The organism is Nocardia goodfellowii, from assembly GCF_017875645.1.
In the GTDB taxonomy this organism is placed as follows: Bacteria; Actinomycetota; Actinomycetes; order Mycobacteriales; family Mycobacteriaceae; genus Nocardia; species Nocardia goodfellowii.
Genome location: NZ_JAGGMR010000001.1, coordinates 3,953,176 through 3,973,192 on the forward strand (window position 1 = coordinate 3,953,176; position 20,017 = coordinate 3,973,192).

At 68.8% G+C, this 20,017-nt stretch carries 20 protein-coding genes; 14 read left to right on the forward strand and 6 right to left on the reverse strand.

Translation table 11 applies throughout. The features are described from left to right. The first annotated feature begins 41 nt into the window (after positions 1–41). The 3 genes from BJ987_RS18035 to BJ987_RS18045 all read left to right on the forward strand — a co-directional run bounded on the left by BJ987_RS18035 (position 42) and on the right by BJ987_RS18045 (position 5,808). Positions 42–1,628 carry an N-acyl-D-amino-acid deacylase family protein gene (locus BJ987_RS18035; protein ID WP_209891266.1) on the forward strand — a complete coding sequence of 529 codons (1,587 nt, stop codon included), beginning with the start codon at positions 42–44 and terminating at the stop codon, positions 1,626–1,628. Between the two features lie 99 nt (positions 1,629–1,727). Further along, positions 1,728–2,957, forward strand: coding sequence for a helix-turn-helix domain-containing protein (locus BJ987_RS18040; RefSeq protein ID WP_209891269.1), 1,230 nt, complete (start codon positions 1,728–1,730; stop codon positions 2,955–2,957). Between the two features lie 211 nt (positions 2,958–3,168). After that, the gene (locus tag BJ987_RS18045) at positions 3,169–5,808 is read left to right on the forward strand and encodes a KR domain-containing protein (RefSeq protein WP_209891272.1); all 2,640 of its coding nucleotides are present in this window, start codon (positions 3,169–3,171) and stop codon (positions 5,806–5,808) included. Between the two features lie 110 nt (positions 5,809–5,918). On the opposite strand, the gene BJ987_RS18050 is transcribed toward BJ987_RS18045, so the two are convergent. Together BJ987_RS18050 and BJ987_RS18055 are read right to left on the reverse strand one after the other, a co-directional pair. Then, positions 5,919–6,284 carry a hypothetical protein gene (locus BJ987_RS18050; RefSeq protein ID WP_209891275.1) on the reverse strand — a complete coding sequence of 122 codons (366 nt, stop codon included), beginning with the start codon at positions 6,282–6,284 and terminating at the stop codon, positions 5,919–5,921. Positions 6,285–6,348: 64 nt separating this feature from the next. Further along, entirely contained in the window at positions 6,349–7,182 is an 834-nt protein-coding gene (locus BJ987_RS18055) for an NAD(P)H-binding protein (protein WP_209891277.1), read from the reverse strand. Between the two features lie 76 nt (positions 7,183–7,258). Here BJ987_RS18055 and BJ987_RS18060 point away from each other — a divergent pair, with 76 nt between their 5' ends. The 6 genes from BJ987_RS18060 to BJ987_RS18085 all read left to right on the forward strand — a co-directional run bounded on the left by BJ987_RS18060 (position 7,259) and on the right by BJ987_RS18085 (position 13,579). After that, the gene (locus tag BJ987_RS18060; protein ID WP_307869661.1) at positions 7,259–7,831 is read left to right on the forward strand and encodes a TetR/AcrR family transcriptional regulator; all 573 of its coding nucleotides are present in this window, start codon (positions 7,259–7,261) and stop codon (positions 7,829–7,831) included. A gap of 148 nt (positions 7,832–7,979) precedes the next feature. Then, on the forward strand, positions 7,980–8,639 hold the full coding sequence (locus BJ987_RS18065; RefSeq protein ID WP_209891279.1) for a PadR family transcriptional regulator: 660 nt from the start codon (positions 7,980–7,982) through the stop codon (positions 8,637–8,639). Positions 8,640–8,831: 192 nt separating this feature from the next. Further along, positions 8,832–9,791, forward strand: a complete 960-nt coding sequence (locus tag BJ987_RS18070; protein WP_209898644.1) for an esterase/lipase family protein — start codon at positions 8,832–8,834, stop codon at positions 9,789–9,791. A 200-nt stretch (positions 9,792–9,991) separates the two neighbouring features. Next, complete coding sequence (def, locus tag BJ987_RS18075; protein ID WP_209891282.1) at positions 9,992–10,558, forward strand: peptide deformylase; 567 nt, start codon at positions 9,992–9,994, stop codon at positions 10,556–10,558. After that, positions 10,558–11,481: a methionyl-tRNA formyltransferase gene (gene fmt / locus BJ987_RS18080; protein WP_209891285.1), complete on the forward strand. Its 924-nt coding sequence runs from the start codon at positions 10,558–10,560 to the stop codon at positions 11,479–11,481. The genes def and fmt overlap by 1 nt, the downstream gene beginning before the upstream one ends. Before the next feature lie 778 nt (positions 11,482–12,259). Beyond that, positions 12,260–13,579 (forward strand): RsmB/NOP family class I SAM-dependent RNA methyltransferase, encoded by a 1,320-nt coding sequence (locus BJ987_RS18085; protein ID WP_209891288.1) that lies wholly within the window; start codon positions 12,260–12,262, stop codon positions 13,577–13,579. 6 nt (positions 13,580–13,585) lie between these two features. On the opposite strand, the gene BJ987_RS18090 is transcribed toward BJ987_RS18085, so the two are convergent. Next, on the reverse strand, positions 13,586–13,957 hold the full coding sequence (locus BJ987_RS18090) for a VOC family protein (RefSeq protein WP_372446875.1): 372 nt from the start codon (positions 13,955–13,957) through the stop codon (positions 13,586–13,588). A gap of 122 nt (positions 13,958–14,079) precedes the next feature. Here BJ987_RS18090 and BJ987_RS18095 point away from each other — a divergent pair, with 122 nt between their 5' ends. Continuing rightward, complete coding sequence (locus BJ987_RS18095; RefSeq protein ID WP_209898650.1) at positions 14,080–14,427, forward strand: MmcQ/YjbR family DNA-binding protein; 348 nt, start codon at positions 14,080–14,082, stop codon at positions 14,425–14,427. Here the strand turns inward: BJ987_RS18095 and BJ987_RS18100 are convergent, their stop codons facing one another. Together BJ987_RS18100 and BJ987_RS18105 are read right to left on the reverse strand one after the other, a co-directional pair. Further along, the gene (locus tag BJ987_RS18100; RefSeq protein ID WP_209891291.1) at positions 14,428–15,342 is read right to left on the reverse strand and encodes an RNA polymerase sigma factor SigF; all 915 of its coding nucleotides are present in this window, start codon (positions 15,340–15,342) and stop codon (positions 14,428–14,430) included. It lies immediately after the preceding gene. Further along, on the reverse strand, positions 15,342–15,761 hold the full coding sequence (locus BJ987_RS18105) for an ATP-binding protein (RefSeq protein ID WP_209891294.1): 420 nt from the start codon (positions 15,759–15,761) through the stop codon (positions 15,342–15,344). Before BJ987_RS18105 ends, BJ987_RS18100 begins: the two co-directional genes overlap by 1 nt. A gap of 135 nt (positions 15,762–15,896) precedes the next feature. On the opposite strand from BJ987_RS18105, the gene rpe reads away from it, so the two are divergent. Further along, on the forward strand, positions 15,897–16,550 hold the full coding sequence (rpe, locus tag BJ987_RS18110) for a ribulose-phosphate 3-epimerase (RefSeq protein ID WP_209898653.1): 654 nt from the start codon (positions 15,897–15,899) through the stop codon (positions 16,548–16,550). Between the two features lie 52 nt (positions 16,551–16,602). Here rpe and BJ987_RS18115 read toward each other — a convergent pair whose 3' ends face one another. Then, complete coding sequence (locus tag BJ987_RS18115; protein WP_209891297.1) at positions 16,603–17,076, reverse strand: hypothetical protein; 474 nt, start codon at positions 17,074–17,076, stop codon at positions 16,603–16,605. Between the two features lie 474 nt (positions 17,077–17,550). Between BJ987_RS18115 and BJ987_RS18120 the strand changes: the two genes are divergently transcribed. From BJ987_RS18120 to ribH, 3 genes are all read left to right on the forward strand, one after another. After that, entirely contained in the window at positions 17,551–18,174 is a 624-nt protein-coding gene (locus BJ987_RS18120) for a riboflavin synthase (protein WP_209891299.1), read from the forward strand. A gap of 93 nt (positions 18,175–18,267) precedes the next feature. Continuing rightward, positions 18,268–19,512 carry a bifunctional 3,4-dihydroxy-2-butanone-4-phosphate synthase/GTP cyclohydrolase II gene (locus BJ987_RS18125; RefSeq protein ID WP_209891301.1) on the forward strand — a complete coding sequence of 415 codons (1,245 nt, stop codon included), beginning with the start codon at positions 18,268–18,270 and terminating at the stop codon, positions 19,510–19,512. Between the two features lie 22 nt (positions 19,513–19,534). Continuing rightward, positions 19,535–20,014 (forward strand): 6,7-dimethyl-8-ribityllumazine synthase, encoded by a 480-nt coding sequence (gene ribH, locus BJ987_RS18130; RefSeq protein ID WP_209891303.1) that lies wholly within the window; start codon positions 19,535–19,537, stop codon positions 20,012–20,014. Positions 20,015–20,017 lie beyond the last annotated feature (3 nt).

Below are 20,017 nucleotides of genomic sequence, written 5' to 3' on the forward strand. Positions count from 1 at the left end.
CCGGCAATGGGCCACCCCCAACAGCTTCCAGTTTCCAGGGCGTGACCAACCGCCAAACTGTCGGCAATAACGTGACATTCGATGTCCTGGTGCGTGGCGGCATCGTCTTCGACGGCACCGGAAGGCCCGGCTATCGAGCCGATATCGGGATCGCCGACGGCCGGATCCGCGACATCGGCGACCTGGGAGCCGCGCGGGCCAGGGCGGAGGTGGACGCGACGCGGCGCTACGTCCTGCCGGGTTTCATCGATGCGCACGTCCACGGCGAGAACGCGGTACTGGACCCGCAGGTCCAGCTCGCGGCGCTGCGCCAAGGGGTGACGACATTCGTGCTGGGCCAGGACGGTCTGTCCTTCGCCCCGGCCTCGCCGGCCGCATTGCGCTGGGTCGCACGCTATTTCGCCGCGGTCAACGGGCCTGCACCCACCCTGGCGGCCTACTCGGGCAACGGTGTGACGGTCGCGGAGTTAATGGCCTGCTATCAGCACACCACCGCGATCAACACCGCGTATCTGGTGCCGCACGGGACGGTTCGCTACAGCGTCATGGGTGGTTCGCCGCTACCTCCGGACGCGGAGCAGCTGGCCGCGATGGTCGCGCTCACCGAGCAGGGCCTGGAACAGGGCGCGGTGGGTGTTTCTTCCGGATTGGGTTATCTCCCAGGGCGTTTCGCGGACGCGGAGGAGCTGGGTGCGGTCTGCGTACCGGCGGCGCGGCGGGGTCTGCCGTATGTCACGCACATGCGCACCTACGGCGACGCCGCCGACAAAGGCATGTCGGAGGCGTGTGCGGTCGGCCGGATCAGTGGTGCCGCCGTGCACATTTCGCACTACCACGGGCCGGGGGAGATGCTGGCGGGACTGGTCGATACCGCGCGTGCGACCGGACAAGATGTCACCTTCGACACCTATCCGTATCTCCGCGGTTGCAGCATTCTGGCCAAAATGCTGCCGGATTGGCTGGCCACCGCCGATTTGGACGGCACCCTCGAGGCGCTGTCGGATCGTGCCGTCCGGGAACTGCTCGACACCCAGATCGACGACAGTCTCTGGTCCGCGTTCATTCTCGCCCACGTCCCGGCCGCCCGATATCGGTGGGCCGAAGGCTTACCGCTCGACCGCGCGGCGGCGTGGGCCGGTGTTCGTCCCGCCGTGTTCTGTGCGGACGTGCTGGTCGAGTCGGGGCTGGATGTGGGCATCGTTTTCGACTATCCGGAACGCGCGCTGGAGGATTCGGTGCGCTGCCTGCTGCGTCACGAAGCCCACATGGGCGGTTCGGACGGCATCTACCTGGGCGGTCGGCCGCACCCGCGGGGTTACGGCGCGTTCGCGCGGATGCTCGCCCGGCATTGCCGCGAACTCGGCGACTGGACCTGGGCACAGGCCGGCGAGCACCTGGCCGCTCGTCCGGCCGCGCGGTTCCGCCTCACCGACCGGGGTGTCCTGGTTCGTGGCAAGGCCGCGGACCTCGTGGTCGTCGACCCGCACACCGTGCGGGACCGCGCCACCTACGCCGCGCCGCGCGAACCGGCCACCGGGATCGACGACGTGATCGTGGGTGGGGTGCCGGTGCTCGCGGGCGGGCGGCGCACCGGGCGATTACCGGGCACGGTGCTGTGCGCGTGCTGAAAGCTCAACGAGGCGAACGTGTTTCGGATACCGTTGGCCACAAGTCCCGCCCAGCCGAGGCGCTCAGCCGTCCTGGGCGCCCGCGAGGAAGGACTTGACGTGGCAACCACCGGGCGGCCGCTCACCGTCGGCGAGCGGATCGAGATCCGGCGGCGCAGACTCGGGCTTTCTCGCCGGGTCGTAGCGCAGTTGGCCGGTCGCAGCGAGGAATGGCTGCGGCAGATCGAGCGCGGGCATCGCGAACTCGACAGCATCGCCGCGCTCTACCGCATGGCCGAAGTGCTGCACCTGGATGACCCGACCGCGCTGCTCGGGCATCCCACCTCGAGCCGGTCGGCCGCGCGGGACATCGCGCCCGCGCTGACCTCGCTGAACCACGCGATCATGGATCACCCGACCGCGCGGGCGTTCGGGGTCGAAACCCCCGGGCCGCCACCGCCGCCGGAGCAGGTGCGCGCCGCGCTCGAACAGTGCTGGAGCTCCTGGCTCGGCGCACCCGACCGCTACACCCGCCTCACCACCCAGCTGCCCCTGGTGCTGCGATCCGCGCGTTCGCTGCGGGCGGCGACCCGGACCACCGCGAGCGGGTCGGCGCACGACGCGGGCCTGCTGCTGGCCGAGTCCTATCACCTGGCCCGCTTCCTGCTCACCCGCGTCGGTGACTACCACCTCGCGTGGCTGGTGGCCGACCGCCCGGTCGGCATCTTCGCCGATGCGAAGCAGCCGATCCTGGTCGCGGTCAGCGCCTGGCATGTCGCCGCGGCGCTGAACAATCTCGGATATCACGCCGAATGCCGGGATTACGCGCTGGCCGCCGCGCGCCGGCTGGCGTCGGTGCGCGCGGGCCGGTCGGTGCTCGGCGCGTTGCAGCTGGTCGCGGCGTACGGCGCGGCGGGCGTAGGTGATTCGATCGGCAGCCAGGATTTGGTGACGGCCGCGAGGGAGACCGCGGCCGGGCTGGACCCCGAAGCTCCGGAGCGGCGCGACGTCTGGTTCGGGGTCGCCGAGGTAGCCATCGCCGAGATCGATATCGCGGTGCGGCTCGGCCGGCTCAGCGACGCGGTGCGCCTGGCCGCGCAGGTGGAATTGGCCGACACCGCCTCGATCGAACAGCGAGTCCGCTACTACACCACCATCGCGCACGTCTACGGGCTGCTCGGTGACGACACCTCCGCGGTGGTCGCTCTGCAACGGGCTTGTCAAGCCTGCCCGGAGGACATCCGCTACGACTGGCTGGTGCACCGGACCCTGCAACGGTTGTCCCGTCGCGACCACCATCTGGTGCGCCGCGAGCTCACCGCGCTGCTCTCGGTCGCCGGGCTGGCCTGAGCCGCCGCCGCGCACCCCAACTTTTGTTGGATCGCGAATACCACGCGGTTTTGGACCCGAGTAAACGTCCAGCGCGACATCGCTTTCCGGCGGTCGAATGGCCGCCCGGCGATGTGGTGAACACGGCGGTGCGCGGAATTTATGGTCGGTCCACCCGACACCGGCACTGTGCCGGATGCCGCACCCACCCCGTCGAGGAACGGATGGACCGATGACCACACCGCAGACCGATTCCGCCGCCGAGCCCTTACCTCCGTTCAGCGGTGCTGCCGCCGCACCGGCGGAGTTCGTGCCACCCACACTCGGCGTCGCCACTCAGCCGCGCCCGGATCGGCTGGAATGGCCGTGTACGTTCGACCGCCGGCACCGATACCTGCTCGGCCATCTCGTCGCCGGTCTGCCGGTGCTGTCCGGCGCGGCCTATCTCGAGCTGTGGCACGCCGCCGCCCGGGAGCTGTCGGGCGCCGAGGAGATCACGTTGCGCGACATCCGTTTTCGTCAGCTGCTGTCGCTGTCCGCACTGGGCACGGGCCCGGTCACCCTGCGGATGGTCGCGCAGGCCGAACAGTACGCGTGGCGGTTGCTGGCCGTCGGCCCCGACGAGAGCGTGCTCGCGCAGGCCCGAGCCGATGACACCGCGCCCGGCACAGTGCCGCCCGCTCTCGCCCAGGCGCGGGCGCGTTGCCCGCGCCGCCGAGACGGGGGACGGTTCTACGACCAGCACCATCTGGCCGGTAATCAGTGGATCGGCGCGTTCCGTCGAATCGCCGAAATCTGGTACGGACAAGGCGAAACGGTGTCCCGGCTCCGCGGCGCGTCGGCCGGACACGCCGCCGTACCCGCGCTGGACGCCTGCCTGCAAACGATGCACACCCTCCTGCCGACCGCCGCCGACATCCCGATGATGCTGACAAGCATCGACGCGGTACGCCTCCGGGCCGCCCCGCTACGTCCGCAGTGGTGCTGGACGCGCGCCGTGCGCAACGACGACACCGGATTCGCCGGTGACATCACGGTGTACGACGGAAACGGCGCTGCCATCGCCGAACTCACCGGCGTGCGCGTCGGTCCCGGACACGGCCGCCGCACCATCCCACGGCCGCCCGCTCGCGAAACACCCCTGCGAGCGCTGCCATTCCATCCCCGCAGTGCCGCGGCTACCGACAGTGCCGCGGTTGTCGACAGTGGGGCGGTTATCGACAGTGGGGCGAGTGCCCGCAATGCGGCTGCTACTGGCAGTGCGGCGGTTGCCCGCAGTGCGGTGGGTACTGGCAATGCCGCTGCTACTGGCAATGCTGCGGCTGCTCGCAGTGTGGCTTCTTCTGGCAGTCTGTCTGCTGCTGGCAGTGCGGCGGCGACCCACAACGCCGAATCGCATATCGGGTTCAAGCCTGCGATCGCCGAATTCGGGACCGCCTGGCAGACAGTCGAACTGGGCAGTGGTGTGCAGGGTGAACCGGGCCGGGTATTGATCCGGCAGAGTGGGACCGAGCTCGATGCGGCAGTCATCGAGGCGCTGCGCCGCGCCGGTCATCAGGTCTTTCCCGTGGCGCCGCATGCCGGGACGGCCGAGATCCGCGCCGACCTCGGACCGGATCGGTCGCTGCGCGCGGTGCTGAACATCGCCGCCTTGGGCTCGGGGACGAACGCCGATTCCTCGGCCCGCGAAGTCTTGGCGACCTCGGTCGGGTTGTGTGCCGGTGCGCTGGCGACCGCGCGAGCCACGCCCGCGGGTGTACCCACGATCCTGGTGACCCGAGGTGCTCGATCGGCGGGGCCCGATCCACGTTGCGCGGCGCCGTGGCAGGCCGCGCTCTGGGGCTTCGGTCCGGTGCTCGGTCGTGATCAGCGGCGCGATGTAGTCCTGGTCGATCTGCCCGAAAGTGGGGAAACCCCGGCGGCCGAGGCGGCCGGGCTGGCCGCCGTGGCCCGGGCCGCGACCACCGAAACCCGGCTGGCGCTGCGCCGGAACCGCTGGTGGGCGCCACGTCTGGTCCCCCTCGACCGCGCTTACCGCCCGGACCCCGAGTCGATCTGCCGCGCCATCCGATCCGGGGTCACCTATGTGATCACCGGCGGACTCGACGGCGCCGGGGGACACTGCGCGCAATGGTTGATCGATCGCGGCGCGCGGTCACTGCTCCTGATCGGACCCGGGCTGGCCGAAGCCGAAGTGCCCCAGCGCCTTCGGCGTCCCGGGGTGACGATCGAACAGCACACGGCCGACATCGCCGACGAACATGCCGTCGCCCGGATACTGCACGCCGCCGATCGCCACTCGGCGCCGATCGCCGGGGTCGTGCACGCCGCGGCCCCGCTGGAGCTGAGTGGCGCCGACCCGACCCCCGCGGCCATCGAACGCGCACTGCGCGCGAAAGTAGCCGGTGGCTGGGCGCTGCATCGGCTACTCTCCGCCCGGACCTTGGATTTCTTCGTCCTGCTCGCTCCGCCCGCCGTCCGTTCGACGCAACACCCGGGCGCCGAAGCCGCATCCAATGCCTTCCTGGATGCCCTCGCCGACCACCGCCGCGCCCTGGGTCTCCCTGCGGCAGTGGTCAATTGGAGCACCGGGGGTCACCCCACCCCGGCCCCGCCCACCAGCGCCCACATCGACTTGGAGAACTATCTCCTGCGCCAACTCGCCCGCATGCTCGGCGCGGCCGTGGAAACCCTCGACCGCCACAGCCCCCTGATCACCATGGGAATGACCTCCCTGCACGCGGTCGACCTGTGCAACCACCTCCGCCGAGACCACGGCCTCGACCTCACCCTGCCCGACCTGCTCGACGCCGCGAACGTAGCCGAGCTGGCCCTACGTCTCATCACCGGCGCACTGAGTGGCGTGGCATGAGCGTCGTCTGGTCGGATCCGGCGGGAGCGATGCTTGGGATCCGGGAAGCGCCTACCCCCGGGATCCGGCGAAAGCCGTGCTTCCGGGTACCCGCAGGATTCGGCTCGGTCTTACGCAGCCACGACGGGATTGCCCTGCCAGTCGCATTCGTCCGGCAACTGTCCGGGCTCCGTGCACCAGGTGATGAATTCCGCGACGTTGCCCGGGCGTATCTCTCCGGGAAGTCCGAACGCTGGGCACCGATAGCTACGACCCGGTTGGGTGGTTCCCCGGAACTCCGGTCCGCGGACGAAGACGTGCCGGGCTTCCTCCGCTTGCGCCAAGACGTAGCTGACGAGGACACGTTTGTCGGTCGAAACGACCCTGAGTGTGGGTGCGCCCGGTGCGTCATAGTTGTCTCTGTCCTGGGTGACCCACCACAGGTACTCGCGGCCGCCGACCACGATCCTGCGCCGCCCCTTCTTGCTGATTGCCATGGGCTCACGCTAGAGCGCGAGTGTTGCTGTGCGCATCAGGTTTTCGCGGGGCGTGCGGCCGGACTCAGCGGAAGGCGGGCAGGTTGCGGGCAGCCCAGACGGCGTAGCGGTGCGGTGCTCGGCCGAGGACCCGCTCGATGTCGGGGCTGATCTGAAGTTCCTCGGCGGTGGGTGCGCCGAGGATGGACAGGGTGGTGTCGGCTACCTCCGGCGGCATGAATGCCAGCATTTGGGCACGCGCTTGCTCCGGCGTCTGGTCGACGAAAGACACTGTCTCGCCGAGGAGTTCGCTGAGTGCGCGGGTGCGGTCGCGGGGTGATTCCGGTTCCGGGCCGGTCAGCACATAGGTGTGGCCGGTGTGGCCGTCCTCCAGCAGAGCGGCCGCGGCCATGGCGGCGATGTCCTCCGGATCGACGAAGGGGATGGCGACGTCGCCGAAGGGAGCGGCGACCACCCGCCGCTCGCGGACCGACTCGGCCCAGGCGAGGGTGTTGGATTGGAATCCACTGGGGCGCAGGATCGTCCACTCGAGCCCCGAATTCCGCACCGCCATCTCGACGGACTTGCCGAATTGCCCGTGCGAGGCGCTGCCGGGCCGGGTGCCGACGCCCTGGGAAGACAGCAGGACTACCCGCCGCACACCGGAATCCTTTGCGGCGGTGAGGATCGCGGGCACATCGGCGGCGAACGAGCCGGGGGCGAAGAGCAGGAACAGTTTCTCCGCGCCGGCGAGGGGGAGGGTGCCGAGGTCGGTCACGTCGGCGCTGACGCCCTGGGCGTTCGCCGGGAGATCCGTGGGCAGGGTGCGCGCGACCGCCGTCACCTTGTCGCCAGCCTCGGCCAGCATCCGCACCAGCGGCCGTCCTACGTTTCCGGTCGCTCCGGTCACAACGATCATTGTTCGAACTCCTGAGTTAGTTGACTGACTAACAAGAAGCTAGCCGACGTTCGACGTGTTGTCTACAGTTAGTTGGGTGACCAACTCAGTGGCCGGCACCAAGCCCGGTAAGCGGGAGCGACTGATCGAGGCCGCCGTGCGCGTGTTCTACGAGCGGGGCGTGGAGAAGACGACCATCGCCGATATCGCGCGGGTGGCCGATGTCCCGGTCGGCAATGTGTACTACTACTTCAAGACGAAAGACCAGCTCATCGAGGCCGCGATCGGCGCGCACGCCCGCACGCTGGACCAGCTGACCGCGGAGCTGAATCGTCTTGATTCCCCGCGGGATCGACTGAAGCGGCTGATCGACGGCTGGGTCGAGGAGCGGGAGCTGGCGGCCCGGTACGGATGCCCGTTCGGTTCGCTGACGGCGGAACTGCACAAGCGGGACGATCCGCTCGAAGGCCGGGCCAGCGAGGTGATGCGCGCGCTGGTCGATTGGGCCGCAGGGCAGTTCGACGCCATGGGCCGCGCCGACGCCGAGCAGCTCGCGATCGCGCTCATCGCCTCCTATCAGGGTATTTCGCTGCTCACCAACGCGTTCCGCGATCCGGATCTGATGGTCGCCGAGGGTAGGCGACTCCAGGGCTGGATCGACTCGCTCTGATCCGCATCACCCATCGAGGCGCGTCCCCCAGCGGGGGGCGCGCCTTTTGTCGTGTGGACGGGAATTCTCAGCGCGGACCTTGCGTTGGATAGATTGCCGATATATCGTCGATAGCATGAGATACACACGAAAGCCTGAGGAGGCAATCATGGGAAACACCGAACACAGCGAAAACAGCGGCTTCGGCCGACGTGCTCGCCGGCATCGCCCCGGAGGCGGCGAATTCGGCCCCGAGCTGCACATGCACGCCCGGCACGGGCGGCGCGGCTTCGGTCCGGAATTCGGCCCCGGCGGCTTCGGTCCCGGTTTCGGCCCGCACTTCGGGCGTGGCCGTGGCCGCGGTGGTCGCGGCCGGCGCGGTGATGTCCGCGCCGCGGTCTTGCTGCTGCTCACCGAACGCCCGATGCACGGTTACGAGTTGATCCAGCAGATCCGCGAACGCAGCGAGGATGTCTGGCGTCCGAGCCCGGGCTCCATCTACCCCGCGCTCGCGCAGCTGGAGGACGAGGGCCTGGTGCTCATCGAGAAGGTGGCCGGTCGCAAGACCGCGCAACTGACCGAAGCCGGCACCACCTACGTCAGCGAAAACCGGGACGAGCTCGGCGATCCCTGGGCCGACGTCAAAGGCGACGTGGGCGATCAGGCGATCGATCTGCGAGCCCTGATCGGTCAACTGATGGGCGCGGCGGCGCAGGTGGCGGCGGCCGGCACCCCTGAGCAGGCGGCCAAGGCGGCCGAGGTACTCACCGAAGCGCGCCGGGCGCTGTACCGGATTCTGGCCGAGGACGACAGCCCCGAAAAGTCTTAGGCATGAATTAGTGCGCGAGCGCAGGCATTTCGGCCGAGTTCGTTAAATAATTGGGGAATGGAACAGCCTGAGGGCACGTGGGGTTGGGGTAAGTCACAACCGGGTCACAGATCCGAGGGGCCTGGCCCCGCGATACGGGAGGTGCGGGGGTCCACCTCCAGAGCGTGGGCTCGGTTCGTGCTGGCCGCCGTCATGGCCGGAGCCGGAATACTCGGCTCCGGCCTGGCGCCCGCCACCGCCGAGCCGGACCCGATAGCCGATGTGGCCCTTTACCGTTCACCGGACGTGCCGACCGTCCCCGGCCCGGTGCAATCCGATCACCTGGCAGCCGCCATCTACCAGAAGACGCATCCCAGCTCGGTGCCGTTGGGCGTCAACGACTTCGAATGTGTCCCGAGCGCCGCGCAGCCCCGGCCGGTCGTGCTGGCGCACGGCACCGATTCCAGTGCCTACTCGGACTATTCGGCCATCGGCCCCAAACTGGTCGCCTCCGGTCTCTGTGTCTTCGCGCTGAATTACGGTGGCGCGCCGGGTGCGAACACCTACGGCACCGAGGATCTGCGCGTCAGCGCCCGCCAGCTCGGCGAATTCGTCGACATGGTGCTGGCGGCGACGCACGCGACCCAGGTCGACCTGGTCGGGTTCTCCCAGGGCGCCAACGTGACTCGCTACTGGGTGAACCAACTCGGCGGCGCGCCGAAGGTCGGCCAGTGGGTCGGCCTGGCCTCGCCCACCTACGGCGGCGTGATGTACGGACTGGTGCCCGTGGTACAGGCGATCGGCATTCTCGACGTGTTCGTCAAGGTCACGTCGCTGGCGGCGGTGCAGCAGGTGCAGGGTTCACCGGTGATGACCGAGCTCAACGCGGGCGGCGACACCGTGCCCGGCCCGCGGTACGTGACCATCGGCAGCCGCGTGGACGAAATGATCCAGCCGTTCGACAATATCGCGCTACGCGGCGCGGGCGCTCGCAACCTCGTCCTGCAGGACCTGTGCCCCAGCGATCTGACCGGGCACTTCCACCTGGTCTACGACCCGTTCGTGCAGGATCTGCTGGTGCAGGTGCTGAATCCGGCCGGCCCCGCGCCGGTGTGCCGCTCGGTGCCGCTGGGCACCGGTATACCGCAGGTGATCATCGCCGGTAACTCGTGATTCGGGCGGCCGGGCGGAGGTAATGGACACCCCGCCCGGACCGCACCCGAGTTCTACCAGTTCCGCCGCCTCGGATCCGGGACATCCGGCAAGTTCGGCATCGGGCAGCGATTCGCCGCGGGTGGCGGTCGGGCGACGGGCGGACCGGTGCCGCTCTCTAGAATGGGACGACCGTATCCACCAGTTTTCCGGGAGCCGCCGTGACCATTCAGCCCGTTCGCCTGTTCGGCGATCCCATTCTGCGCGCCCGTGCGGCGGAGGTCACCGAATTCGATCGGGAGCTGCGCCAGCTCGTCGAGGACCTGACCGACACCATGTACGACGACGGTGGGGTGGGGATGGCCGCGCCGCAGATCGGCGTCGGTTTGCGGGTGTTCGTCTACGACACCGGTGACGCGCAGGGGCACGTGGTGAACCCGGTGTACACCGTCGAAGGCGACGAGGAACAGGTCGGCCCGGAAGGATGCCTGTCGATTCCCGGTGTGCGCTACGACGTGCGGCGGGCGCTGCGCGTGCGGGTGTCGGGGGTGGATATGAAGGGCAAGCCGGTCGAGTTCGACGCGACCGATCTGCTGTCGCGCTGTGTGCAGCACGAGAACGACCATCTGGACGGCGTGCTGTTCATCGACCGCCTTGACCCGGCCGACCGTAAGGAAGCGATGCGCACCATTCGGGAATCGGATTGGTTCACCGCCGGCATCACTGTTCGCGCGTCCCGGGGTGCGGGCGAGGCCGCGAAGCCGAGCCCGTTCGGGCGTGGTCGCTGATGCGCGTCGTCTTCGCGGGTACGCCCGACCCGGCGGTGCCGTCGCTGCGCCGGCTCATCGATTCGGCTCGGCACGAAGTGGTCGCCGTGGTCACCCGGCCCGACGCGGTCGCCGGCCGCGGCCGCAAGGTGCAGCGGTCGCCGGTGGGGCAGCTGGCCGACCAGCACGGCATCCGCGTGCTCACCCCGCGCCGCCCGTCCGAACCCGAATTCATCGACCAGCTCACCGAATTGGCGCCCGATTGCTGCCCGGTCGTCGCCTATGGTGCGCTGCTGCCGCAGCGGGTGCTCGATATTCCCCGCTTCGGCTGGATCAACCTGCATTTCTCGCTGCTGCCCGCCTGGCGGGGCGCGGCGCCGGTGCAGGCCGCGATCGACGCCGGTGACGAGTTCACCGGCGCGTCCACCTTCCAGATCGAGGCGGGTTTGGACACCGGCCCGGTCTTCGGGGTGGTGACGGAGAAGATCCAGGTCACCGATACCGCCGGCGCCCTGCTCGCACGACTCGCCGACAGCGGCGCGCGCCTGCTCGAAACCACTCTCGACGGTGTGGAAGACGGTGCGCTGCATGCGGTTCCGCAACCGAACGAGGGCGTCTCCTACGCCCCCAAGGTGGTCGCGGAGGACGGGCGCGTCCGCTGGGACCAGCCGGCCCTGAATATCAGCCGCCGCATTCGTGCCGTCACGCCGGCGCCCGGCGCCTGGACTGAAATCGGCGGCACGCGCCTCAAACTCGGCCCGGTGGAAATGGTCGAGGAGGAACTGCCGGCCCGCACCGTCGAAGTCCGCAAGACCGGCGTTTTCGTCGGCACGGCCACCACCGCGGTTCGCCTCGATCAGGTGCAGCCCCAGGGCAAGCGCATGATGGCGGCCCTCGACTGGGCCCGCGGCGCGCGACTGCAACCCGGCGCGGTGTTCGAGTGAAGAATCTGACCCCGGGCGCAGCTGCTTCGGCAGTCATGCCGGAACCGAGCAACAGCGAGGAGCGAGGCATGCCGAAGAGCAACGAGCCGATCATGGCCACGGGCGCGTCGGCGCCCGCACCGGGATCGAACGACAGCGAGGTGCGGGTTTGAGCGCCGAGGATCGTCGGCGGGCTCGCGAGCGGAACAACGCCGCCACCAGCGGGGACGACGGCAAACGCGGTGCGCGCGGAAACGCGGGCCCGCGCAAGGCGGCCGGATCCTTCGATCGTGGACCGGACAACTCGGCGGGTGGCCGGCCGCGGCGGGCGGGTGGCCCGGGTACTGGGCAAACGGATTCGCCGGCACGGGACCGGGCGCGAACGGGGAGTGGACGAGCCAACCGTTCCGACTCGGCAGCGCAGACCGGTGCACGCGCTGGCGCCGGGCGGTCGGACGTGCAGGGGCCGAAGTCTGGTGCGCGGGAGGGTAATCAGTCTGCCGGGCCGCAGAGCGAGGGCCGGACCGGGACGGGACGGTCCGGCGGTTCGAAAGCCGGTGCCGCGTCAAAATTCGGTGCGCCGAAATCTGGGGCCGCGTCGAAATCCGGTGCGCCGAAATCTGGGGCCGCGCCAAAATCCGATGCGCCGAAATCTGGGGCCGCGTCGAAATCCGGTGCGTCGAAATCCGGCGCCGCGTCGAAAGCAGGTGCGTCGAAAGCGGGTGCCGCGCCGAAATCCGCTGCCGCACCTAAGGATCGACCGAATTCGCAGCCAGGCAACCGCAGCGGGGTAGATCCGGTGCGTCTGGTCGCGCGGGATGTCCTGCGCGCCGTCCGCGAACGCGACGCATACGCGAACCTGGTCTTGCCGGCTCTGTTGCGGGAACGCGGCATTTCGGGTCGAGACGCGGCGCTGGCGACCGAACTCACGTACGGCGCGTGCCGATCCCTCGGCCTGCTCGACGCCGTCATCGAGGCCGGTTCCGGCCGTCCGGTCGACGAGATCGACGGCGGACTACTGGATGTGTTGCGGCTGGGCGTATATCAGCTGCTGCGTACCCGGATCGGCGCGCATGCCGCCGTGGACACCTCGGTGGCGATGGCCCGCAACGAATTCGGCCAGGGCCGTTCCGGTTTCGTGAACGCCGTACTGCGCCGGGCGGGGGAGAAGACCGCCGAGCAGTGGGTCGAGCAGCTGGCTCCCGCGGATCCGGTGGGGCGCTTGGCTTTCGAGTTCGCGCATCCGGTGTGGATCGCGCAGGCCTTCGCGGACGCGCTCGGTGTGCGGGCCGGAGAGCTGGGTGAGCTGCTGGCGGCCGACGACGCCCGGCCGCTGGTGCACCTGGTGGCGCGTCCGGGCGAGATCACCGCGGAGGAACTCGCTCTCGTCACCGGCGGGGCGGAGGGGAAATGGTCGCCGTACGCGGTGTATCTCGACGGCGGCGACCCGGGAAGGCTCGAGCCGGTGCGGGACGGGCTCGCGGGCGTGCAGGACGAGGGCAGCCAGCTGGTGGCGCTCAGCCTGACTCGCGCCCCGCTCGACGGCCCCGACGGCGGCCGATGGCTGGATCTGTGCGCGGGGCCGGGCGGCAAGGCGGCGTTCCTGGGCGCGCTCGCCGCGATCGACCGCTTTCGAGTCGACGCGGTGGAACCCTCGGAGCATCGCGCCGAACTCGTCCGCAAGTCCACCAAGGACCTTCCGGTCCAGGTGCACGTCGTCGACGGTCGCGACAGCGGACTGACTCCCGGGTACGACCGCGTGCTGGTCGACGCACCGTGCACCGGCCTGGGCGCGCTGCGTCGCCGCCCGGAGGCCCGGTGGCGGCGCACTCCCGCCGACGTCCGTGAACTGGTTGTCCTGCAACGCGAATTGCTCGCCGCCGCATGGGATCTCGTACGCCCCGGCGGCGTGGTGCTCTACTCGACCTGCTCGCCGCACCTGGCCGAAACGGTGTCCGTCGTCGGCGATTTCGTCCGCCGTTCGGCCGCGATCCAGCTCGACACCCGGGCCCTGCTCCCCGGCGTCACCGATATCGGCGACGGCCCGGGCGTACAGCTGTGGCCGCACCGGCACGGCACCGACGCCATGTTCATGGCCGCTTTGCGGAAACCGCTGTAACAGCGGCTAAGTGTGCGGCTGGAACAGCTCCACCGGGTTGCCCGAGGGGTCGTCGGCGACGATCTGTTTGCCACCGTTGCCGACGATCACCTCGCTGCGGAAGCCGACGCCTGCGGCGATCAGCTCCTTGACGTAACTGTCGAGATCGTCGACCTGGAGCTGGAAACGGTTCCAGCCGCCGGGCGCGGGCAGCCTGCCGTCCGGCATCGGCTGGCCCGCGCCTCCGGCTCCGGGCTGGTTGAGCATCAGCCGCAGGTCGCCGCGCGTAAGCATGGCGAAGGCCGGTGCGGGATGCGTGGCGACTTCGAAGCCGAGAATTTCGTAGAAGCGGATCGCCGCGTCGACATCCTCGACGATGTAGCGCATGGTCGCGGTCACGGGGACCTCCCTCGTCGCAGTCCTGATACGCCCGATGCTTCCACTTCGGCGCGGGCATCGGAAGGCGCATCCGGTTCCGAATGTCCAAGCCGGGCGGCCCGGCCGGGGGCAAACTGTGCGGTATGGGTATGACGTGGCAGGACGTCGTCGAGTTGGCCGTCGAGCTGCCGGAGGTGCGTGAATCCACCTGGTGGCGCAGTCCCGCGCTGAAAGTAGGCAAGAAGGGGTTCGCGCGGCTGCGGGACGAAGCCGAGGGCGGGCTGGTGTTGCAGTGCGAGATGGTGGAGAAGGAGGCGCTCCTGGCGTCGGGCGACCCGGCCTTCTACACCACCCCGCACTACGACGGGTATCCGTTCATCCTGATCGACCTCGACCGGGTCGCGCCGGACCAGCTTCGCGAACTCTTGGACGCCGCCTGGTGGCTGGCGGCCCCGGCGAAACTCCGGAAGCAGCGCGAACAGTCGAGGTGACTACTCCCGTTCCGACAGCTCCCGCAGGCGGGCCAAGGTCTTGGTCAGAATCCGGGAGACGTGCATCTGGGAGATGCCCATCTGCTTGGCGATCTGGGTCTGGGTCATCGACTCGAAGAAGCGCATGGTGAGGATGCGGCGTTCCCGCTCCGGCAGCCCCGCCAGCAGCGGCCGGATCGCCACGTACTCCTCCACCCGTTCGAACTGCCCTTCCTCCTCGCCGAGGGTGTCCAGCAGCGACGCGTCGGTGTCGCGGCCGAGGGAGGCCGCGTCGATCGAGCTCGGCTGGTAGGCGTTGCCCGCGATCACCGCCTGGGTGACCTCGTCGGGATCGACATCGAGGTGCGCGGCGATCTCCTTGGCGGTCGGCGAGCGCCCCAGCGTCTGGGAGAGCGCGTCGATCGCCGCGCCGATGCGCAGGTGAGTTTCCTTGACGCGCCGCGGGACTCGCATGGCCCAGGTGTTGTCCCGGAAATATCTGCGGACCTCGCCCATGATGGTCGGCACCGCGAAGGACAGGAAGTTGGAACCGCGGCTGGGGTCGAAGCGGTCCACCGCGTGCACCAGACCGACGCGGGCGACCTGCGTCAGATCGTCGAAAGGCTCACCGCGGCCGCTGAATTTGCGGGCGATGTGGTCGGCGAGCGGTATGCAGCGACTGATCAGTTCGTCGCGGATCGCGGTGTGTTTCGGGGTGCCCGCGGTCGCGGCGGCGAGCCGCTCGAACAGCGCGCCGAGATCGTCATATCCGGAGGTCGAACCGACCTCCTCGACGATCTCGGTGTCCTCCTCGGCGTCCCCGGGCTCCGGTTCCGGTTCCTCGGGCGCGGCCTGGGCCGCCGGTTCGGGTTTGTCGCTGGTGCCGGGCTGGGCGTTCTCGCGTTCGGGGTCGAACACAGTCTCCTCTTCCGCCACTACGCCTTCCCTCGGACCCGACGGAACTCCACCGTCGTCGGATATCCGGAGGCCGCCGAGTCGAAGGGGTCTTGCGTCGCCTGCACCGAATCGGTGAGGGTGCGTAGCACATGCCAGCCGAAGCTGCGCTGGTCCGGCAACCCCTCGGCCGCCGCGATCCCGCTGACCCGCACCAGTAGCTCGGTGTCACCGATGGTGAACCGGCAGTGCAGGCTGGAGCCCGGCTTCGCGACCGCGATCAGCGTCGAACACACCTCGTCGACGGCCAACCGGATGTCGGCGACCTCGTCCAGCGTGAATTCGCTGAGCAGCACGAGAGTTTCGGCGAGCCCGCGCACGATGGGCAGCTGCGTGACCGACGCGGCCACCCGAATCTCCACCGGGGAGCTGGTCCCCTGTTCCGCCGAAATATTGATCACCCTGAGAAGGCTACCCATTCCCGTGCCGCACAATCACACTTTGCCTGGTCTGGAGGCACGTTCGGGTCGCGGGACCGGCCCTCGGTACACTCCGGCGTTGTGTCCACACCGACGTTTTCGCGACCGGCCGAGCCGATGATCGCCCCCTCCATCCTGTCCGCCGACTTCGCTCGTCTCGCGGACGAGACCCGGGCCGTCGCGACCGCCGACTGGTTGCACGTCGATGTGATGGACGCGCACTTCGTGCCGAATCTGACGCTCGGTCTCCCGGTGGTGCAGAGCCTGTTGAAGGCGACCGACATCCCCCTGGACTGCCATCTGATGATCGAGGATCCGGGCCGGTGGGCGCCGCCGTACGCCGAGGCGGGCGCGCACAATGTCACCTTTCACGCCGAGGCGACCGACGATCCGATCGCGGTGGCGCGCGATATCCGCGCGGCGGGCGCCAAGGCCGGGCTCTCGGTGAAGCCGAACACCCCGATCGAGCCGTACCTGGAGATCCTGAAGAGTTTCGACACGCTGCTGGTGATGAGTGTGGAGCCCGGTTTCGGCGGGCAGTCGTTCATCCCGCACGTGCTGGAGAAGGCGCGCGTCGTGCGCAATCTGGTCGATTCCGGCGAGCTGCGGTTGATCGTGGAGATCGACGGCGGCATCAACGCCGACACCATCGAGCAGGCGGCGGAGGCGGGAATCGATTGTTTCGTCGCGGGTTCGGCGGTCTACAACACGGCCGATCCGGGTGCGACGGTCGAGACACTGCGGCGTCAGGCCGCGGCACACCGGTCGTGAACGCCGAATAGTGTTCGGGCGCTGAACTATTCAGCGCCCGGTCTTCGAAAGCTCAGTTGTAGTGCGGTTTCCGGCGGGTGCCGAGCGCCCGCGTGGCTTCGATGACCGCCTCGATGGGCGGCAGTGCGGTCGGATACTCGGGTTGCTGGACCCAGACGCGATAGCCGGTGCGTTCGTCCTCGGGGGAGGGCAGCACCACCTGGCTGCCGATGCAGGCGACCGTGGCGTAGAGCCGGAACAGTTCGGCGGAGACGTGCGCGGTGAGCGTCTCGGCGTGGGCCGGACCGGTGATGAAGGTCCACCGTCTGGCCCGGGGGTGGTGCACGACAGGCGCGGCAAGCTGGGCCTGGATCAACCGCTGCTGGACCTGTTCGCCCAACTCCGACGGCATGGTGATGGCGCCGTATTGCCGGCCGATGTGCAGCAGGATGTGCCGCGAGGCCGGATCGATCGAGGCCGGCATCTGAAATTCGCTGCGATACTGATCGCAGCGAATTTCCAGCGTCGCGTCGAGAAGAGTGGTCACGCAACACCCCCGAGGTGTGATGGATTTACCATGAAGGATCCGCTTCCAACTGCTGGTAGAAGGCCGTTCGTGCCTGGATCGAGAACGAGAATTGAACGGTCGGAATCAGGTACATAACAATATTGCATCCATTTCCGTCTGGATGCAAGGGAAATGCGTAGGCGTGTTTTCTGGTGGGTACCAGCAGGATTCGCTCCTGGGGGGCGATGGTCTTGATTGGTTCGTGATGCGCGGGAATTCTGGGCAGTCTGTTTAATTCACAGCGGTAAACGCCTGGCAATTACGTATCGCTGTACAGAAACTCGGGGCTGTTGCCGGTCTCGCGGTTGGTTCCGGTCCCGGCGCACCGCTGGACGGAACCGCGCTGCTCGCCTACGACCCCGCGTCGTTACCCTGGGTGCGAGCGTGGGAATAGCAGTCGTCTCCGGCTTGTTCCGCCCACCGACACACGAACGCGACCAGGGAGTGCAGCGCATGTTCACAGGCATCGTCGAGGAGCTTGGCGAGATCGTCGCCACCGAGCCGCTGGCCGACGCCGCGCGCCTCACCATCCGGGGCAAGCTCGTCACCTCCGATGCCGGTCACGGCGACTCCATCGCGGTCAACGGCGTCTGCCTGACCGTCGTCGAGGTGATCGACGGCGACAGCTTCACCGTCGACGTCATGCAGGAGACGCTGAACCGCTCCAGCATCGGCGGCCTCGGCGCCGGGTCGCGGGTCAACCTGGAACGCGCCGCCGCGCTGAACAGCCGCCTCGGCGGCCACCTGGTCCAGGGCCACGTCGACGGCACGGGCACCGTGCTCGCCCGCACGCCCTCGGAGAACTGGGAGGTCGTGCGCATTTCGCTGCCCGACGCGATCGCTCGCTACGTGGTGGAGAAGGGCTCGATCACCGTCGACGGAATTTCACTGACCGTCTCCGGGCTCGGCATCTCCGACGAGCCCGCCGCGGACGGCAATCGCGACTGGTTCGAGGTCTCGCTGATCCCGACCACCTTGGCCATGACCAACCTCGGCGCCGCTGCTGTGGGCACCAAGATCAATCTCGAAGTCGACGTGATCGCGAAATATGTCGAGCGATTGCAGCAGCGGGGTTGAGCGCGGGACCCACACAGGAGGGGCCGGGAACACGCAGCATCGCGGGCGCTGCAAAATAGACACCGCACTTCTTCGATATGGAGCACAGCTGACGTGACCAGGTTCGACACCATCGAGCGCGCCGTCGCCGACATCGCCGCCGGAAAGGCCGTCGTCGTCGTCGACGACGAGGACCGCGAGAACGAGGGCGACCTCATCTTCGCGGCCGAAAAGGCCACCCCCGAGCTGGTCGCCTTCATGATCCGCTACACCTCCGGTTACATCTGCGTGCCGCTCACCGGTGACGACTGCGACCGCCTCGGCCTGCCGCCGATGTACGCGCAGAACCAGGACAAGCACGGCACCGCCTACACGGTGTCCGTCGACGCGCGCGAGGGCATCACCACCGGCATCTCCGGCGCCGACCGCGCCACCACCATGCGCCTGCTGGCCGACCCGGACGCCAAGGCCGACGACCTGACCCGGCCCGGTCACGTTGTTCCCCTGCGCGCCAAGGAAGGCGGCGTGCTGCGCCGCCCCGGTCACACCGAAGCCGCCGTGGACCTGTCCCGGATGGCGGGCTTGCGCCCGGCCGGTGTCATCTGCGAGATCGTCAGCCAAAAGGACGAGGGCCACATGGCCCGCACCGAAGAGCTACGGATCTTCGCCGACGAGCACGATCTGGCGCTGATCTCCATCGCCGACATGATCGCCTGGCGGCGTAAGCACGAGAAGCAGGTCGTCCGGGTCGCCGAGGCCCGTATCCCGACCGCGCACGGCGCGTTCCGCGCCGTCGGTTACCAGAGCATCTACGACGACGTCGAGCATGTCGCGCTGGTGCGCGGCGACATCAGCGACGGCGAGGACGTGCTGGTCCGCGTGCACTCGGAATGCCTCACCGGCGACGTCTTCGGTTCGCTGCGCTGCGACTGCGGTCCGCAGCTGGACGCCGCGCTGGAAATGGTGGCGAACGAGGGCCGCGGTGTGGTGCTGTACATGCGCGGGCACGAGGGCCGCGGCATCGGCCTGATGCACAAGCTGCAGGCCTACCAGCTGCAGGACTCCGGCCGGGACACCGTCGACGCCAATCTCGACCTCGGCCTGCCGGCCGACGCGCGCGACTACGGCACCGGCGCGCAGATCCTGGTCGACCTCGGCATCCGCTCCATGCGCCTGCTCACCAACAACCCGGCCAAGCGCGTCGGTCTGGACGGGTACGGTCTGCGGATCACCGAGCGCGTCCCGATGCCGTTGCGCGCCAACGCCGAAAACCTCCGTTACCTGCGCACCAAGCGGGACCGGATGGGGCACGACCTGATCGGCCTGGACGAGCTCGACCTCGGTGAGACGGCACAGTGACTTTCTCGAAAGGCGGATTGCGATGAGCGGCACCGGCGTACCCAGTTTCGAACTCGCGGATGCCAAGGACCTCCGGCTCGGCATCGTCGCGTCGCGCTGGCACACCAAGATCTGCGACACCCTGGTGGCGAACGCCGAGCGAGTGGCCCGCGAAGCCGGCGTCCAGCATGTGACCACGGTGCGCTGCGCGGGTGCGATGGAGCTGCCGGTCGTCGCCCAGGAACTGGCGCGCACCCATGACGCGGTGGTCGCGCTCGGCGTCGTGATCCGTGGCGGCACACCGCATTTCGAGTACGTGTGTGACGCGGTCACCGCCGGGCTGACCCGCGTTTCACTGGACGCGGCGACTCCGGTCACCAACGGTGTGCTCACCACCAACACCGAGGAACAGGCACTCGACCGCGCCGGTCTCCCCGGTTCCGTCGAGGACAAGGGCGAGCAGGCCGCCCAGGCCGCGCTGGACGCCGCGCTCACCTTGCGCGCGCTACGAGAGTCGTTCTGAGCC

Bases quoted from the DNA above. Each gene is read 5' to 3' on its own strand.
- BJ987_RS18045 (WP_209891272.1), top strand. From the start codon at position 3,169: ATGACCACACCGCAGACCGATTCCGCCGCCGAGCCCTTACCTCCGTTC.
- BJ987_RS18095 (WP_209898650.1), top strand. From the start codon at position 14,080: ATGGGTATGACGTGGCAGGACGTCGTCGAGTTGGCCGTCGAGCTGCCG.
- ribH (WP_209891303.1), top strand. From the start codon at position 19,535: ATGAGCGGCACCGGCGTACCCAGTTTCGAACTCGCGGATGCCAAGGAC.
- BJ987_RS18120 (WP_209891299.1), top strand. From the start codon at position 17,551: ATGTTCACAGGCATCGTCGAGGAGCTTGGCGAGATCGTCGCCACCGAG.
- BJ987_RS18050 (WP_209891275.1), bottom strand. From the start codon at position 6,284: ATGGCAATCAGCAAGAAGGGGCGGCGCAGGATCGTGGTCGGCGGCCGC.
- BJ987_RS18065 (WP_209891279.1), top strand. From the start codon at position 7,980: ATGGGAAACACCGAACACAGCGAAAACAGCGGCTTCGGCCGACGTGCT.
- BJ987_RS18055 (WP_209891277.1), bottom strand. From the start codon at position 7,182: ATGATCGTTGTGACCGGAGCGACCGGAAACGTAGGACGGCCGCTGGTG.
- BJ987_RS18070 (WP_209898644.1), top strand. From the start codon at position 8,832: ATGGCCGGAGCCGGAATACTCGGCTCCGGCCTGGCGCCCGCCACCGCC.
- rpe (WP_209898653.1), top strand. From the start codon at position 15,897: ATGATCGCCCCCTCCATCCTGTCCGCCGACTTCGCTCGTCTCGCGGAC.
- fmt (WP_209891285.1), top strand. From the start codon at position 10,558: ATGCGCGTCGTCTTCGCGGGTACGCCCGACCCGGCGGTGCCGTCGCTG.